The 15,455-nt window shown below is 72.3% G+C and carries 13 protein-coding genes and 3 tRNA genes; 5 read left to right on the top strand and 11 right to left on the bottom strand.

The window, feature by feature from the left end:
* Positions 1–7 precede the first annotated feature (7 nt).
* A complete protein-coding gene (locus ABZ801_RS23640) occupies positions 8–2,119 on the bottom strand; it encodes a LuxR family transcriptional regulator (RefSeq protein WP_360701289.1) in 2,112 nt (703 codons plus the stop codon).
* A complete protein-coding gene (locus ABZ801_RS23635; protein WP_360701285.1) occupies positions 2,116–4,392 on the bottom strand; it encodes a LuxR C-terminal-related transcriptional regulator in 2,277 nt (758 codons plus the stop codon). The genes ABZ801_RS23640 and ABZ801_RS23635 overlap by 4 nt, the downstream gene beginning before the upstream one ends.
* A 267-nt stretch (positions 4,393–4,659) precedes the next feature.
* Between ABZ801_RS23635 and ABZ801_RS23630 the strand changes: the two genes are divergently transcribed.
* Entirely contained in the window at positions 4,660–5,718 is a 1,059-nt protein-coding gene (locus ABZ801_RS23630) for a GDSL-type esterase/lipase family protein (RefSeq protein ID WP_360701282.1), read from the top strand.
* A 259-nt stretch (positions 5,719–5,977) separates the two neighbouring features.
* The gene (locus tag ABZ801_RS23625) at positions 5,978–6,292 is read left to right on the top strand and encodes a hypothetical protein (protein ID WP_344952344.1); all 315 of its coding nucleotides are present in this window, start codon (positions 5,978–5,980) and stop codon (positions 6,290–6,292) included.
* Between the two features lie 83 nt (positions 6,293–6,375).
* Here ABZ801_RS23625 and ABZ801_RS23620 read toward each other — a convergent pair whose 3' ends face one another.
* The 5 genes from ABZ801_RS23620 to ABZ801_RS23600 all read right to left on the bottom strand — a co-directional run bounded on the left by ABZ801_RS23620 (position 6,376) and on the right by ABZ801_RS23600 (position 11,483).
* Positions 6,376–6,939, bottom strand: a complete 564-nt coding sequence (locus tag ABZ801_RS23620) for a DUF488 domain-containing protein (protein WP_360701279.1) — start codon at positions 6,937–6,939, stop codon at positions 6,376–6,378.
* Between the two features lie 92 nt (positions 6,940–7,031).
* A complete protein-coding gene (locus tag ABZ801_RS23615) occupies positions 7,032–8,633 on the bottom strand; it encodes a RecQ family ATP-dependent DNA helicase (RefSeq protein WP_360701276.1) in 1,602 nt (533 codons plus the stop codon).
* A gap of 188 nt (positions 8,634–8,821) precedes the next feature.
* The gene (locus ABZ801_RS23610; RefSeq protein WP_360701273.1) at positions 8,822–9,640 is read right to left on the bottom strand and encodes a cytochrome c oxidase assembly protein; all 819 of its coding nucleotides are present in this window, start codon (positions 9,638–9,640) and stop codon (positions 8,822–8,824) included.
* Positions 9,640–10,212 (bottom strand): DUF2243 domain-containing protein, encoded by a 573-nt coding sequence (locus ABZ801_RS23605; RefSeq protein WP_360701270.1) that lies wholly within the window; start codon positions 10,210–10,212, stop codon positions 9,640–9,642. The genes ABZ801_RS23610 and ABZ801_RS23605 overlap by 1 nt, the downstream gene beginning before the upstream one ends.
* Positions 10,209–11,483 (bottom strand): serine hydrolase domain-containing protein, encoded by a 1,275-nt coding sequence (locus ABZ801_RS23600; protein WP_360701268.1) that lies wholly within the window; start codon positions 11,481–11,483, stop codon positions 10,209–10,211. Before ABZ801_RS23600 ends, ABZ801_RS23605 begins: the two co-directional genes overlap by 4 nt.
* A 396-nt stretch (positions 11,484–11,879) precedes the next feature.
* On the opposite strand from ABZ801_RS23600, the gene ABZ801_RS23595 reads away from it, so the two are divergent.
* Complete coding sequence (locus ABZ801_RS23595) at positions 11,880–12,329, top strand: PPOX class F420-dependent oxidoreductase (RefSeq protein WP_360701265.1); 450 nt, start codon at positions 11,880–11,882, stop codon at positions 12,327–12,329.
* 218 nt (positions 12,330–12,547) lie between these two features.
* Positions 12,548–12,979, top strand: a complete 432-nt coding sequence (locus ABZ801_RS23590) for a DUF6098 family protein (RefSeq protein WP_360701262.1) — start codon at positions 12,548–12,550, stop codon at positions 12,977–12,979.
* 57 nt (positions 12,980–13,036) lie between these two features.
* On the opposite strand, the gene ABZ801_RS23585 is transcribed toward ABZ801_RS23590, so the two are convergent.
* Positions 13,037–14,017 (bottom strand): DUF4184 family protein, encoded by a 981-nt coding sequence (locus ABZ801_RS23585; protein WP_360701259.1) that lies wholly within the window; start codon positions 14,015–14,017, stop codon positions 13,037–13,039.
* Positions 14,018–14,614: 597 nt separating this feature from the next.
* On the opposite strand from ABZ801_RS23585, the gene ABZ801_RS23580 reads away from it, so the two are divergent.
* Positions 14,615–14,992, top strand: coding sequence for a hypothetical protein (locus ABZ801_RS23580; protein WP_360701256.1), 378 nt, complete (start codon positions 14,615–14,617; stop codon positions 14,990–14,992).
* 63 nt (positions 14,993–15,055) lie between these two features.
* On the opposite strand, the gene ABZ801_RS23575 is transcribed toward ABZ801_RS23580, so the two are convergent.
* From ABZ801_RS23575 to ABZ801_RS23565, 3 genes are all read right to left on the bottom strand, one after another.
* Positions 15,056–15,130, bottom strand: a tRNA-Val gene (locus ABZ801_RS23575).
* A gap of 33 nt (positions 15,131–15,163) precedes the next feature.
* Positions 15,164–15,234 (bottom strand) — tRNA-Cys (locus tag ABZ801_RS23570).
* 25 nt (positions 15,235–15,259) lie between these two features.
* A tRNA-Gly gene (locus ABZ801_RS23565) sits at positions 15,260–15,332 on the bottom strand.
* Between the last annotated feature and the right edge of the window lie 123 nt (positions 15,333–15,455).

Genomic DNA, 15,455 nt, shown 5'->3' with positions numbered 1-15,455 from the left:
CCGGGGGTCATCGCGCGGGGGAGCTGACCGTGTGGTCCTCCAGGGCGTAGGCGAGCGCACGATCCAGCGTGAGCCTCGCCCCGGCGCGGAACGCCGTGGCGAACGCCCGGCCGCCCAGCTCTCGTCGGGCCTGCTCGGCACAGTCGCGGTGGGCGTCGGCGAGGTACTGCAGTTCGGCCGGTGTGATGTCGAGGGTCTGCCGTACCCTGCCGGCCGCGCCCAGCAGCCGGGCGGCCCGTTCGTGCCGTCCGCTCGCCCCGGCGGTCCAGCCGAGCACCTCCAGGCACTGGACCAGGCCCCACGGGTCGCCGACGGCGCCGAGAACCGTGGCCGCCTCGCGCATCTGGGTCTCGGCCCGGCCCGGGTCGCCCTGCCGCCAGGCCGCGAACGCCAGCTTCAACTGGGCGTAGGCCTTGAACAGCAGGGCGTTGTGGGCGAGGGAGAGCGCGAGCAGCTCCGCCCCGACGTCGGCGGCGCTGCCCGGGCTCTCGGCCATGCCGAACGCGGCGGTGTAGTACAGGTTGACGGCGACGGCGTGGACGTCGCCGGCGGCCCGGCGCAGGTCGCGCGCCTCCAGCATCAGCGGGAATCCGCGCCGGCCGTCCCCGGTGGCCAGCGCGGCCATGCCGGAGATCTCGACGGCCTGCGCGCGGACCGTCTCGTCCCCGGTCCGCTCGGCGAGCGCCCGGCACTCCTCCAGCAGCGGCGCCACCGCGGGGAGATCGTCCTGCCGGACGGCGATCAGGGCGGCGCACCACAGGGCCGTCGCGCGGGCGCGGCCGGTGCCCGGAGCGAGACCCAGCCCCCGTTCCAGCCAGTGCCGTCCCTCCTTGACGGCGCCGGACAGGATCCAGTGCGCCCACAGCGGGCACGCGATGTCCAGCCCCGCGTGCGCGTCCTCGGGCCGCCGGAAGCACAGGTCGAGCGCCGTGCGCACGTTGGGCAGCTCGGCTCGCACGGCCCGGTAGCGGTCGAGCTGGTCGGGGACGAGCCGATCGACCCGGTTCCGGTCGGCCATCCGCCGGTAGTGGTCGCGGTACCGTCCGTGCAGGACGCGCTCGTCGGCGCACGGCAGCCGCTCGCGGCCGTAGGCCCGGATCGTGTCGAGCATGCGGTAGCGGACCCCGCCCGCCGTCGGGTCGGCGACCACGACGGACTTGTCCACCAGCCCGGCGATCAGGTCGAACACCTCCTCGGGGGCGATGCCGGCGTCCGCGCAGACCTCCTCGGCCGTCTCCAGGTCCACCCCGCCGGGGAAGATCGCCAGCCGTGACCACAACCGCCGCTCGCCGGGCGAGCACAGCTCGAAGCTCCAGTCCACGGTCGCCCGGAGGGTCCGGTGCCGCGGCGGGGCGCCGGAGCCGCCGCGGGACGGCGCGTCGAGGCGATCGTCCAGCCCGCGCAGCAGGTCGTCCACGGTCGTCGTGCGCAGCCGTACGGCGGCCAGCTCGATGGCCAGCGGCAGACCGTCCAGGCGCCGCGCCAGCCGGGCGACGGCGGCGGCGTTCCCCGCGTCCACCGCGAACCCGGGCCGCGCCTCGGCCGCCCGCTGCGCGAACAGGCGTACCGCCGCGCACCGGGCGACGTCGCGGACGTCGGCGTCGGGCTGCGGGACGGGCAGCGTGGGCACCGGGAGGATCTGCTCCCCGGCCACTCCCAGCCGCTGCCGGCTGGTGACGAGGATCCGCAGCCGCGGCGCGCCGCGCAGCAGCCTGTCCACCAGCGCGGCGCAGGGCCGCAGCAGGTGCTCGCAGTTGTCGAGCAGGAGCAGCATCCGTTTGTCGGCCAGGTGGTCCACCAGGACGGGCATCGCCTGCCGTCCGGTGTCACGAAGCCCGAGCGCCGTGGCCACCGCCGGTTCCAGGAGGGCGCCGTCCTCCACCGTGGCGAGGTCGACGCGCTCCACCCCGCCGGGGAACCAGTCGTGCAGCGCGCACGCCGCCCACCCCGCCAGCCGGCTCTTGCCGACCCCGCCCGCGCCGGTCAGCGTCAGCAGCCGCGTCCGGGGCAGCAGCCGCCGCACCTCGGCCATCTCCCGGCGGCGTCCGACGAGGCCGGATGTGCCGTCCGGCCGGCCCTTCCCGGCCACGTCGCCGCGCGCGTCCATCTCGGCCCTCACCCGGACGGCGTTCCCTCGCCGGACGCGTGGCCCCGGTCCTTGACCCACGCGGCGATCTGGGCGCGGGAACGGAACCCGAGCTTGTTCATGATGTGCTCGATGTGCCCCTCGACGGTGCGCTGGGCGATCACCAGGGTCGCCGCGATGTCCTTGTTGCTCATCCCCTGGGCGACGAGACCGGCGATCTCCGTCTCGCGGGGCGTCAGCGGCGAGATCTCCGCGGCGCTCTGCGACGCGGCGGCCGCCGGGGCCCGCTCCTCCAGCGCGTAGGCGAGCGCCGCCTCGTACGGAAGGCTCGCGCCCCGCTGGACGGCCGCCAGGAACGCCTGCGCGCCGAGGGCCTCGCGGGTGGCGGCCTCGCACTCGTCGTGGAAGTGCACCAGATGCCCGTAACCGGACAGCGGGGCGCCGACCGCCTTCCACACCTTCGTCACGATGCCCAGCAGCCGGGCCGCCCGCTGGTACTGCCGCTCGGCGGCCGCGATCCAGGCCAGCACCTCCAGGTTCACCCCGATGCCGAGCGGATCGTCGAGCGAACGGTTGAACCGCAGGCTCTCCTGCTCCATCGCGGCGGCCCGGCGGGTGTCGCCCTGGCGCCAGACCTCGATTCCCAGCGCCATCAAGGTGTACGCCCTGTGCCAGCCCTCGCCGTGCGCCTCGCACACGGCCAGGCCCTCCTCGCCGATGGCGACGGCGCGCGCCGAGTCGCCCAGGAACGAGTAGGCGAGGGAGAGCCGGACGAGCGCCAGGGACAGGCCCACCGGGTCGCCGGTGGCGCCGTGCCGGGCCAGCGCCTCCTCGTACAGGGCGATCGCCGTCTTGGGGTCCCGGCGGCACATGGCGATCATGCCGGAGAAGATCGCGACGTAGCCGAGCACCGAGTCCGAGCCCAGCTCCTCGCCGATGGCCTTGCTCTCCCGCAGCATCGCCTCGGCCGGCTCCGGGTCGGCCTGGATGATGGCGAGCCAGCCGTCGGCCCACAGCGCACGTGCCCGGACCTCGGTCCGCGCGGTGTCGGCGGCCAGCGCCCGGTCCAGCCAGCGGCGCCCCTCGGCCAGGTAGTAGCTGGTGATCCAGTGGTAGAGCAGGTCGGCGGCCATGCCCAGGCCCGTCCCGGCCTCGCCCGGGTGGGCGAAGCAGTACTCCAGGGCGGTGCGCAGGTTGGCGTGTTCGAGCTGCAGCCGGGTGAGCCACTGGACCTGGTCGGGGCCGAACAGGCGGACGCGCGCCTCGGTCGCCAGATCCCGGTAGTGGTCGCGGTGCCGCAGCGCGACCCGCTCGGCCTCCCCGGATCGGGCGAGGCACTCGCGGCCGTACTGCCGGAGCGTCTCCAGCATCCGGTACCGGACCGTGCCCGGATGCTCCTCGGGGATCAGGATCGACTTCTCCACCAGGCCGACGACCAGGTCGACGACCTCCTCGGCGGCGATCCCGTCGCCGGTGCACACCGCCTCGGCCGCCTCCAGGTCCAGGCCGCCGCTGAAGACCGAGATCCGTGCCCACAGCGTGCGCTCCTTCTCGCCGCACAGCGCGTAGCTCCAGTCGATCAGCGCGCGCAGCGTCTGGTGCCGGGGCAGCGCCGCCGGCGACCCCGTGGTGAGCAGCCGGAACCGGTCGTCCAGCCGTTTCAGCACCTGGGGGACCGACAGCGCCCGCAGCCGCACCGCCGCCAGCTCGATGCCCAGCGGCAGGCCGTCCAGGCGCCGGCAGATCTGCTCCACCGCCTCCCGGTTGTCGTCGGTGATCGCGAATCCCGGCAGCACGGCCTGGGCGCGCTCGGTGAACAGCTGCACCGCGTCCGACGGGCCGCCCCCGTCCGGCCCCGGGTCCGGCAGCGACAGCGGCGGCACGGGGAAGACCTGCTCGCTGGCGACCCCCAGCACATGGCGGCTGGTGGCCAGGATCCGCAGCTCGGGCGCCGCCCGCAGCAGCGTCTCGGCCAGGATCGCGCACTCCCGCAGCAGGTGCTCGCAGTTGTCGAGGACCAGCAGCGTCCGCCGGTCCGCAAGGTGCCCGGCGAGCACCTCCGCCGGCGGGCGGGCCGACTGGTCCCGGATGCCGAGGGTCTGGATGACGGTCGGCGCCAGAAGCCCGGGCTTCTCCAGGTCGGCCAGTTCCACCAGCCACACCCCGTCGGCGAAGGCACGTTCCAGCGTCGCCGCCACCCGGATGGCCAGCCGCGTCTTGCCCACGCCTCCGGCCCCCGTCAGGGTGACCAGCCGTGACCCCGCCAGCAGGCGCCTGATCTCGGCGACCTCGTGCCGACGTCCCACAAAGCTCGTCACCTCGGCCGGGAGCCCGGACCTGCGTCGCCGCCTCGTCGAGGTGCCCGACGTCGCAACAACCATTCCTCGCCTCGGCAGATCACTATGCGTCGGACCGCTCTGGTTACCGCCACCACCCTATGCCTGTGCATTCCCACTTGCATGTGCACGACCAGGGCAAACGCACTGATGATTCAGGCTTGAACAATGATCGAGCAATGAAAGACGGGCGGCCGCGGGGCGGTTCGTTGACGGTCGCGCGAACGCCTCCGCAGGATGGGAGCGCTCCCAGTCCTGGAGGTCGTCATGGCCAGGTTCCTGGCGCTGCTCGCGACCGGCGTGACGCTGCTGGCGTTGCCGGCGGTGCTGCCGACGGCCCCGTCCCGGGCGGCCACCGCCGTGCGGGTCATGCCGCTCGGCGACTCGATCACCGGCTCCCCGGGCTGCTGGCGCGCGCTGCTGTGGAACCGCCTCCAGAACTCCGGCCACACCGACGTCGACTTCGTCGGCACCCTCCCCGCACAGGGCTGCTCGGTGCCCCATGACGGCGACAACGAAGGGCACGGCGGCGCGCTGGTCACCAACGTGGCCGACCAGAACCTGCTGCCGGGCTGGTTGCCGGCCACCCGCCCGGACATCGTGCTGATGCACTTCGGCACCAACGACGTCTGGAGCAACCGCCCCACCGGCACGATCCTCGCCGCGTACAGCACGCTGGTCGGCCAGATGCGGGCGAGCAACCCCGCGATGAAGATCCTCGTCGCCCAGCTCATCCCGATGAACCCGGCCACCTGCGCCGAGTGCGCCGACCGCCTCGTCGCCCTCAACCGGGCCATCCCGGACTGGGCCGCCGCCAACTCCACCGCCGCGTCCCCGATCACGGTCGTCGACCAGTGGACCGGGTTCAGCACCTCCGCCGACACCTACGACGGGGTGCACCCCAACGACTCCGGCAACCAGAAGATCTCCGACCGCTGGTACCCGGCCCTGGCCTCCGCCCTCGGAACCGTCACCCCGCCCACGCCGCCCACCACCCCTCCGCCCGCCGAGGTCACCTGCACCCTGACGGTCACGAACCAGTGGCCGGGCGGCTTCCAGGCCACCGTCACGATCCGCAACGAGGGCCCCGCCCTGGCCGCCTGGCGCGCCCGTTTCGACCTTCCCTCCACCTGGACGCTCGGCTCCACCTGGAACGGCGCGTTCACCCGCTCCGGCACCACCGTCACCGTCGCGAACGCCTCCTGGAACGCCGCCGTCCCCACGGGCGGCACCGCCTCCGCCGGTCTCACCGCGACCGGCTCCGGCCCCCTCCCCACCACCTGCGCCCCCGCCTAGGCCGCACGGCCTTCCCGCTCTCAGGCCGGAGGCTGACTCCGGCCGCGCCACAGGGCACCGTGGTCGACCTGGCCGAACGTTTGCCGACAGCCGGGTCATGCCCGACCCGGTGATTCGTCACTTGGCCTACTCCTGACGATCAGTCGAGTTCCTCTCGGCCGCCGATGGCGGGCCCCGCTTTCGGACTTCACGGACGCGCTGGATGGGCGATTAGTGGTGGTTTGCCGTGGTATCTAGGCTGATGCCACATTCATCCTGATTGATCTCGTCGGTCGTGCCGACCGAGGAGCTGGGGGACGCTGTCATGGTCTCGGTCCTGATCGCCCTGTCGGTGCTCGCCCTGCTGGCCCTGGGGCCGTGGTTGTCCCAGTTGAGCAGCGGCGTCGACGTCGAGCTGTGGGAGCGCGGCCGCAAGGCGCTGCGAACGGCCACGGCAGGCGGTGATCCGGACACCGGAGCCGACCCGCGGATGGCGTCCACCGGAAACGTGCGGGTCCTGTCCTCGGAGTTCGAAGACGGCCCATTCGCAGAAGACGACGCGGCCGTCGTGGAAGCACCCGTCCGTGCCACCTGAAATCCCCGGACGCCACATCGGTCGAGCACGCATTTAGACCGACCCGTGAACGGAGACGGCCGTAACGGGCCGCGACGACGGGGTCAGAGAAGTGCGGACTGGCCGCCGTCGTACACCAGCAACCCGTCCTGTCGCACACGGGCAGCGGGGAAGGGAGTGTGGTCGGTCAGGCGCCCGTCGTGCATGAGGTGGGCGACGGGCACGTCACGGACGAGCACGAGGAAGTCGGCGACCAGCCGCCGGTGGCAGCGCCACCAGACGCTCTCGCTGCACATCACCGCCACCGCGCCGACGGCGTCGCCCACCTTCTCCATGTCGGCCACCAGATCGTCCACGGCGGCCGAGAATTCCCCGGTGCGCATGTGCGCGGCGTATCCGCGGAACATCTCTTGCCGCCACGCCAGGTCGGGGGAGTCCGGCGGCGGCCGCCGAAACCCCCCGAGGCGCTTGTCCCAGCGGTATCCGACACGCTGTTCCGGCAGCCAGCGTTCCAGCTCACGGCGGGCCACGTGGGGGTTGCGCCGGCTGCCGGGGGCGGTGCGGATGTCCACGAGGAGCCGTACGCCGACACCGCCGAGCAGGCTCGCGATCCGCTCCGGCTCCGCGGTGCCGTGGCCGAAGGTGATCAGTCGGCGCCGAGCGTCCACCCTCCCGTCCTACCCGATCGGTGCGCCCACGAGCGGCCGAGACCGCACGGCCGGGCGCCGCAGGCCTGGGGGACGCCGCGTCGGCCGAGGGGTCATTCGCGGGTGAGGAGGTCCTGGTCGAGGACGGGTTCCACCAGGAGTTCCTTGTAGCCGGCCTCGTCGAACAGGACGGTGATCCGGTCCTGCTCGCCGCCGACGATCACTCCTGGCCCCCATTCACGGTGCCGGACGCGTGCGCCCATCGGGAAGGCGGCGTTCTCGGCGAGCTGTTCGGCCTCTCCCGCCTGGCAGATGTCGCAGTGCCCGCAGGGACGCTCGCGGTTCTCGCCGAAGTACCGCAGCAGGAAGCGGCCACGGCAGTCGGTCATTTCGCAGTAGCGGCGCAGCATCTCGATGCGGGTGCGTTCGACGGACCGGCGTTCCTCGGCCAGTTCCATCGCGCGGGCCACGTTCTGGGCCGTGGGCGGCGCGTCGGGCGCGGGCTCGATGCGTTTCCGCAGGCGCAGCGCTCCGGCCCGGTTGAGCAGATCGAGCAGCGCGGTGAGCCGCCGGGCGGACAGGCCGGTGCGCTCGGCCAGGTTCCGGCGGGTGATCGGACCGTCCGCGACCGTGTCGCAGACGGCGGCCAGGGTGTCCTCGTCGGGCAGGCCGCCGGTGAAGAAGCGGGGCAGCGCCAGATCCTCGCCGCGATAGAAGCAGATCGCCTCGGCGGGGTCGCCGTCCCGGCCCGCCCGTCCGATCTCCTGGTAGTAGGAGTCGAGCGAGTCCGGCACCCTGGCGTGCAGGACGAACCGGATGTCGGGCTTGTCGATGCCCATGCCGAACGCGGTGGTGGCGACCACGATCCGGATCTCCCCGGCCATGAACGCCCGTTGCACCTGGTCGCGTTCCTTGCGGCGCAGCCCGGCGTGGTACGCGCCGGCGCCGTCCAGCGCGTCGGCGTATTCGGAGGCGTCCCTGCGGGTCGCCGTGTAGACGATGCCCGATCCGCGCAGCTCGCGCGCCGTCGCCAGCACCGCCTCGCGTTGCCGTTCGGCGTCGTGGAACGTTCGGACCGAAAGGCGCAGCTCGGGGCGGTCGAATCCGCGGACGACCTCGGCGGGATCGCGCATCCGCAGCCGTTCGACGATCTCGGCGCGCACCGGCGGGGCGGCGGTCGCGGTGAGCGCGGCCACCACGGGACGGCGCGGCAGCGCGTCCAGCGTCGTGCCGATCCGCAGGTAGTCGGGACGGAAGTCGTGCCCCCAGGCCGAAATGCAGTGCGCCTCGTCCACGGCCACCAGCCGGGGCGGCGACTCCCGCAGCGCGTCGCGCACGTCCTGCCGTACGAGCTGTTCGGGAGCCATGAACACGAAGGCCGTGCCGTCGCCGCGCAACGCGGCCAGGCCCTGTTCGCGGCGGCGGGCACCGGTGGTCGCGTTCAGGACGTGCGCCTCCAGCCCCATGGCGCGCAGCTGCCGCACCTGGTCGCGCTGCAGGGAGATCAGCGGAGACACCACCAGGGCGGGACCGCCCAGGACGGCGGCGGCCACCTGGTAGACCGCCGACTTCCCGCTGCCCGTCGGCATCACCACCAGCGCGTCGGCCTCCTTGGCCAGCGCGCACACCGCGTCCCGCTGCCCCGGCCTCGGCTCCTCCAGCCCGAGCCTCTCCCAGGCCGCTTCGATCCGCCGCTCCAGTTCGGGCTCCCGCACCGATGCCCCCTCCAGTCCCTCGGCCGCCGACCGGCCACGTTCCCGGCCATCGGCTCCAGGCCCCTACCCCGGGACCCAGGGGTACACCAGGCAGGCGCCGCCGTGGCCGCCTGCTGAGGCCGAGGACGCGAATGAAGGGGCCCATGGCGATTGACGTCCTGCGCCACCGGGACGTGGGGCGGCGCGGTTCACGCGGGCGAGGTGTCGACCGGGCGGCGGCGGACTCCACGGTCAGAGGAGGCGCGGGGCCGCCAGGTGGCGACCAGGGCGGCGGCGAGCAGGAGCTCGGCGATGTCCCCGCCGTAGTACATGATCTCCGCGCCGCCGCGGACCTCGGCGATGGGCGCGTGCACGTCGACGAGGAATCCGCCGTACATGAGCTGTGCGATGACGGCGTGCGCGGCGATGGCCACGCCGAGCACCACCAGCCGGGCCCGGACGCCGGGGCGGGACGGCGCGGGGTCGGGACCGGCGATGACCCAGGCGAACAGGCACCCCGACAGCAGGAAGTGCGCGTGCAGCGACCAGTGCAGGACCGGATCGGCGGTGGTCGCCTCGTACAGAGGTGTGAAGTACAGAACGGCCAGGCTCCCGGTGCTCAGGGCCAGCGCCGTGACCGGGTGGGCCACCGAGCGCATCGGACGGCTGCGCAGCACACCGGTCAGCCGCCGGGCATGCCGTACGGGCAGCGCACGCAGCAGGAGAGTGATCGGAGCGCCCAGCACCAGGGCCAGCGGCGCGTACATCCCGATCAGCAGGTGCTGGAGCATGTGGCCGCGGAAGTCCCGGTGCGCGAACGGCGCGACGGGAGGCAGCAGCGCCACGGCCAGCAGAGCGCATCCGGTGAGGAAGGCCGCCGTGCGCCATCGCCCTGGCGGACGGCGCCCCGACCGGGCCGCGCGGCGCACGAGCAGCAGGTAGGCGACCGCCGGCAGCACGGCAGCGGCCACCGCCGGTACGGCCTGCCACGCTCCGCCGCCGGGTGCGGGCATCGGGTGGTCGTGCATCAGGCGCTCCGCGGCCTGCCGGCGGCACCGCCCGGCTCGGGGCCCGGCTGGGGGACGAAGGGTGTGCCGGTGCGCTGCAGCAGGTATCCGGCGGCCACCAGCACGGCGCCCAGCACCAGGAATCCGATGTCCCACCAGAGCCGGTAGGCACCGGTCTGCACGTGGTGGATGCCCATAACGTGGTGGTCGATGATGCCTTCGACGAGGTTGAACAGTCCCCAGCCGACCAGCATCCATCCCCACAGCACCCGGGACGTCCAGACGCGGCGCCGCCGGTGGGTGACCCGCGAGTACAGGACGGCCAGCCCGATCAGCACCGACAGCCAGCACACGACGTGGAAGAGACCGTCCCACACCGTGTTCATCTGCAGACCGGACAGGGTGCGCGGGTTGTAGAACCTCACGCCGATGTTGTCGCTGTCGGTGCTGCTGAGCATGTGGTGCCATTGCAGCAGCTGGTGCAGCAGGATGCCGTCGACGAATCCGCCGAGACCCACGCCCAGCACGATGCCGGGGAGGCGCAGGTCGGCCGGCTCGGCATCCGCCCGGGGCCGATGGGTGGCAGCGGTCATGGTCCTCTCTGTTCCCGGCGGCCTTCCAGAAAACCAAGATCGGCCCGTCTTCTCCGCCGCCACGAGGTCGTCAACGCGAGTGCCCGCCGGCACGCAGGGCGAGCATGATCCGGAGGACGACGGTGACGGCGCCGGCGGTCGCCGCGACGCAGAGCGCGAGGAAGGCGTCGGGTACCCACGTCCTCACCTGCCGCAGGGTCATCGACTCCGCGAGCCACACCATCCCCGCACCGGGCAACGCGCCGAGCACGCACCATGCCGCCGTCACGAAGGCGAGCCGGAGACGTGCGGCGGTCGCGGCCGGGCGGCGCAGGAGCAGGACCGAGCGCCCGGCCGCCAGGATCATCGCCAGCGCCAGGACACTGACCCCCCCAGACCGTGGCGTAGTACGTCGAAGCGGACGGCTGGGCTGCGGGCGGCCGACCGCCGGTGAGCAGCCTGACCGCACCGAAGCCGACCTCCATGACCGCCCCGTCGTGCAGGAGCCCGTAGATGTTCTGCTGGAGGACGAGGGCGATGTTCCGCTGCGGCAGCAGGAACAGCATCGCCGAGTAGCCGGGGGTGGCGCCCGTGTGCCAGACGGCCGTGTCGAGCGGCGCCTCCAGGCCGCCGCCGATCCGCCAGCCCAGCCCGTAGCCGGTTCCCGTGCCGGCGGGCTGGAGCCGCCCCTCCTCGCGCATCAGCCGCACGGAGTCGGACGTCAGGACGGTGCCGCCGTCGACGGTCTTCCCCCTGCGCAACTGGAGCGATGCGAAGGCGGCCAGGTCGCCCAGGTCGCCGCCCAGGTAGCCGTAACTCGCGCCGTGGTCGTCGATCCCGTCGGCGACCGCGGACGGGATGCCCCACAGGAGCTGGTGGCCCGGTGGCAGGTTCCGTCTCCTCGCCGACACCGCGTCGGTGACGGCTCCGTCCATGCCCGCCGGGCCGAGGACCGCCTGCCGGAGGTAGTCGCCGAAGGGACGCTTGGTGACCGCCTCCACCACGGCGGCGAGCACCAGATAATTGGCGCTGGTGTAGGCGTACCTCATACCGGGAGGACCGAGCGGCTTCACGTCGTCCAGGGCGCCGATGCGCTCGGCGGGGGAGGGGCAGCCGGACCGGAAGCAGTCGGTGACCTCGAAACCTGCCGGTTCGGGAAGGCCGGTGGTCTGCGCGAGCAGATGACGGATGGTCACCTTGGACGCGTGCGAGGCGCCTCCGAACCGGAAACCCGGCAGGTGATCGACGACTCGGTCGTCCAGGCGGAGCCGTCCCGACTGGACGAGGGTCATGACGGCGGTCGCCGCGACGGGCTTGGCGATCGAACCCCACAGGAAGGGGTTTCGGCCGTCACGCGTTCACCCCGCCCGTCGGTTCCCCAGGAACGCTGGTGGACCGGCCCGCCGGGACCGACCACGGCGTAGGAGATCCCGGGGGTGCGCGTGGCCTTCATGCGGTCGCGGATGTAGGCGTCGATCTGCGCGTACGGCCCTGGCTGGGCGTGGGCGGGGACGAGAGGGACGCAGACGAACGAGCGGAGGGTGCGTCCTCCGGCGACGCCTACGAGCGGCACCCGACGAACTCGCCCGATCCGTCGCCTTCGGCGGCTGACCGAACCCGAGGTCGATCGCGGCCGACCGGCGGGCCGCGCTTGACCTCAACCTAGGTTGAGCCTTCACGCTGGAGTCATGAGCCTGACAGAGATCGAACGCGAATATCTGAGCACGCAGCGGCTGGGACGGCTGGCCACCGTCGGTCCCAAGGGAGATCCGCAGAACAATCCGGTCGGTTTCGCGTACAACGAAGAGACCGGGACCATCGATATCTACGGCCGAAACCTGGCCAACACCCGCAAGTTCCGCAACGTTCGGCGCAACGACCAGGTCTCCCTGGTCATCGACGACCTGGTCTCCACCGACCCGTGGGCGGTCCGCGGCATCGAGATCCGGGGCCGGGCCGAGGTGCTGACCGAGCAGGCCGTCCCGGGCTCCTACCTCAGCCCCGAGATCATCAGGATCCACCCGCGGATCGTCTTCTCCTGGGGCATCGACCCCTCGGCCGAAGGAATGACCAAGCGCGTCGTCACGATGACCACAGCGCAGCCACAGCACGGCGACGCCCTGGGCGAGGCGCTCTGACGCCAGATCCGCGAGGAGCCGGCGTCACGGGGCGGCCGGCCCCGTGGCGGGGGCCGGCCGCCCACCACGGACGGATCATGTACCAGCCCGCTTCCGGCTCGACAGCGGTGGGGCCGGTCGAGGCTCCACTGCGAACGCGGATGACCGGCTCGCAGGCCATTCTGCGGTGAAGTGGCAGAGAGGGGCCGGGATTGGGTAGGGCATGGCCAATGGAGGAGATGCCCACCGTAACCAGCCTGGATGAGCTCGCGAGACTGGTCGAGAAGGACGATCGGCTGTTCGTCCGGTGGTCGCGCGGCCCCGAGACGGACGCCGAGGGAAGCAGCCGCGACGAACTGACCGGCGTCGAGATGCCGGGCCTGTCGGCCAACCCCCTCAAGGTCGAGGAGTGGTGGGCGCCGCGCCCGCTCGTGGTGTGGGTGGCCCGGCGGCTGTACGACTACTCGCACCTCAAGCACGAGAAGGGGCCTGGGGTGAGGCCGTGGATCCTGGTGGGGGAGGAGCTGGGACGCGGTCCCGACAACGAACCGCTGGTGCGCTGCATCCGGCCCATCGCCTGGATCGACGAGTCCGTACTGGGCGACGCCAAACGCGTCGTCTCCGAGCAGAAGGGCAAGTGGGGCCCCATGCGACGCCCCAGCGACACCTAGACGGTGGCAGAGGACGGTGCCGCCGCGAAACGGGCGAGTCGGCGATGGCGACGCACTTCATCCCACGCCTTCGGTTCTCTGCCCCGCCGGCGGCACCGAGGCCGATCGCCGGGAGGGCATGACGAGCCAGACGAGACTGTAGGCGGTCAGCACCAGGAGGGCACCGCCGATCGAGCTGACGGCGCCACTGGCCATGCCCGCGTGCAGGTTCCACGGGGTACCGGGCGCCTGATTGAACAGCGTGGCCGCGCCCACCGCCCCGCCGATTCCCACGGCGCCCGCCAGGCAGCCCCACACCGTCCACGCACCGCGCCTGGACAGTCCGGGAACTTGCTCTTCCTCCTCCACCTCGGCTGCTCGCAGCCATCGCAGCGTCCACAGGACGACGACCGCGCCGCCGATCAATCCGCTGGCGTACTGCAGCCAGCGGAACAGTTCGAGCCCCGCCACAGAGGTCGTGACCAGCCAGGGCAGGACGTCGGCGAATCCGTGGTACCGGTGGGTGAACGCGTCCCACAGCACATGGGTCAGAATCCCGACCAGGATCGAGAACGGCACCCTGGCCACGGCGGTCCGCCACTCGAACGCAGCCGCCGGTCGCGCCATGCGCGTCCGCAGCCACGGTGGCGCCAACGCGACCAGCGGCCGCTTCCAGAGCAGGTGGAACGCGGCGAAGATCACCATGCCGAGGACGAGATCGATCGTCACGATGCCGAGCGGCCGATGCGTCGTCCCCCGGAACGCGCCGATCGAGAACAGGTACGGGACGTCCGGCACCATGGACCCGACCACCAGCGCCGACGGCACGAGCCGGCCACGGGCCAGCGGAATGACGGCGGCGGGATGACTCAAGGTGAACGGCACACCGCCTGCATACGGCACCCGGCCGCCCATGATCAACCGATTCCGGTCATCCCGCCGATCCCGCGCGATCCATCGCCGTGCTCTCGCCCCAACTCCCTCGATTTTTCGGCGCCCGACCGGCGCGGGCCGCTTCCTGGCGTGGCGGATCGGCCCCGTTGCGGTGAGCAATGCCAAAGCCGCACACGCCCGGCCATCCGATACGGGCGCCGGTCCAAGAGTCCAATTTCCCGCCGAGGTAGGCACAGATCGTCAGCGGTGATGGCATGCCGCGGGTGGCCGAGCGCAGGGCGGTGGTCAGACAACCGCCGGCCCCCCACGAGCGCCGCCGGGCCCGGTGCTCCGCCGAGGCCGACGAACGCCAGGACGGCGGCCGAGGCGATCATGCCGGACAGGAAGAGGAAGAGATGACCACGTCGAGCCCACGACGGCCCGCCTGACGGCCTGCGGCCGGTGGGCAGAGCATGGCGCATGGTGTCCACGGCGAGAGCCTGACACGCGAACACCCCCGCCTTCGGATTCGCCACGTTGCGGGCCGCGTGAGGATGGCGGTGAACCGTCAGGAGTGAGCATGCCGAATGTCCTCGCCTCACCAGGGCGCGAGCGCCGTCGCCGTGGGCGCGCCATGCCCGAGGTCGAGGCCGAGCACATCTGGCAGCGCGTCCTGCGGAGCCGGCGTGGCGCTGTGCTCGCCCACGCGTATGGCGCCGCTGTGGGACACAGTGGTCGCCCAGCCGGGGCCGGCGGTGCCGCACTGGCCGAGCGGGAGTCGCCGTGAACGAGGTACTCGGGCTGATCTTGGTCGTCATGGGTGTGACCAACGCGACGGTCACGCCGAACCGGATCGGGTGGCGGGTCGAGCGCTTCACCGGCCACGGCGCCGGGGACGAGGAGACCGCCGCGCTGCGCCCCATCGTCCCCGAGGCGGCCGCGGCGTGGCTGCTCGCCGCCGGGCTGGCAGTGGTGCCGGCAGGACTGGCCTCCCTGGCCGTAGCCGGGTGCCATGCTCATCGCCGTGGTGGTTGTCGGCCTGTCACTGGCGGCGGCAATGGTCGTCGCCGACCACCTCATGACGTGCGACGAGATACGCCGCCGCCGTTCCTCCTGAGGAAGCGTGCACCGGTCACAGTAGGTGCTCCGGGCGGTGCATGACGCCGGAGGCCGAGAAAACAGGAACCCCGGGCCGGATCTTGGGATCTGGCCCGGGGTGGGGGATGGTGGGCGATACTGGGATTGAACCAGTGACCTCTACCGTGTCAAGGTAGCGCTCTCCCACTGAGCTAATCGCCCGGGACCGTGCTTCCTGGGGAAGTACGGCGCCTGAGGTGGAGACGGGATTTGAACCCGTGTACACGGCTTTGCAGGCCGTTGCCTCGCCTCTCGGCCACTCCACCAGAACGAGACCTGGTGGCCTCCCAGAGCGGAAGACGGGATTCGAACCCGCGACCCTCACCTTGGCAAGGTGATGCTCTACCAACTGAGCCACTTCCGCCTGTCTCGCTTCGGGGCTTCGGCCCCTCGCGGCGACGAGGAAAACATTAGCGTGTCCGGGCCGCTTCCCCAAACTGGATTACGCCGGAACGCCCGGCGACGCTTCGACCTGCGTGGAAGCGTG

It is taken from the genome of Actinomadura sp. NPDC047616, assembly GCF_040642915.1.
GTDB lineage: Bacteria > Actinomycetota > Actinomycetes > Streptosporangiales > Streptosporangiaceae > Spirillospora > Spirillospora miaoliensis.
The sequence above is the reverse complement of the archived record's forward strand: the minus strand, read 5'-3'. Positions and strand labels throughout refer to the sequence as shown.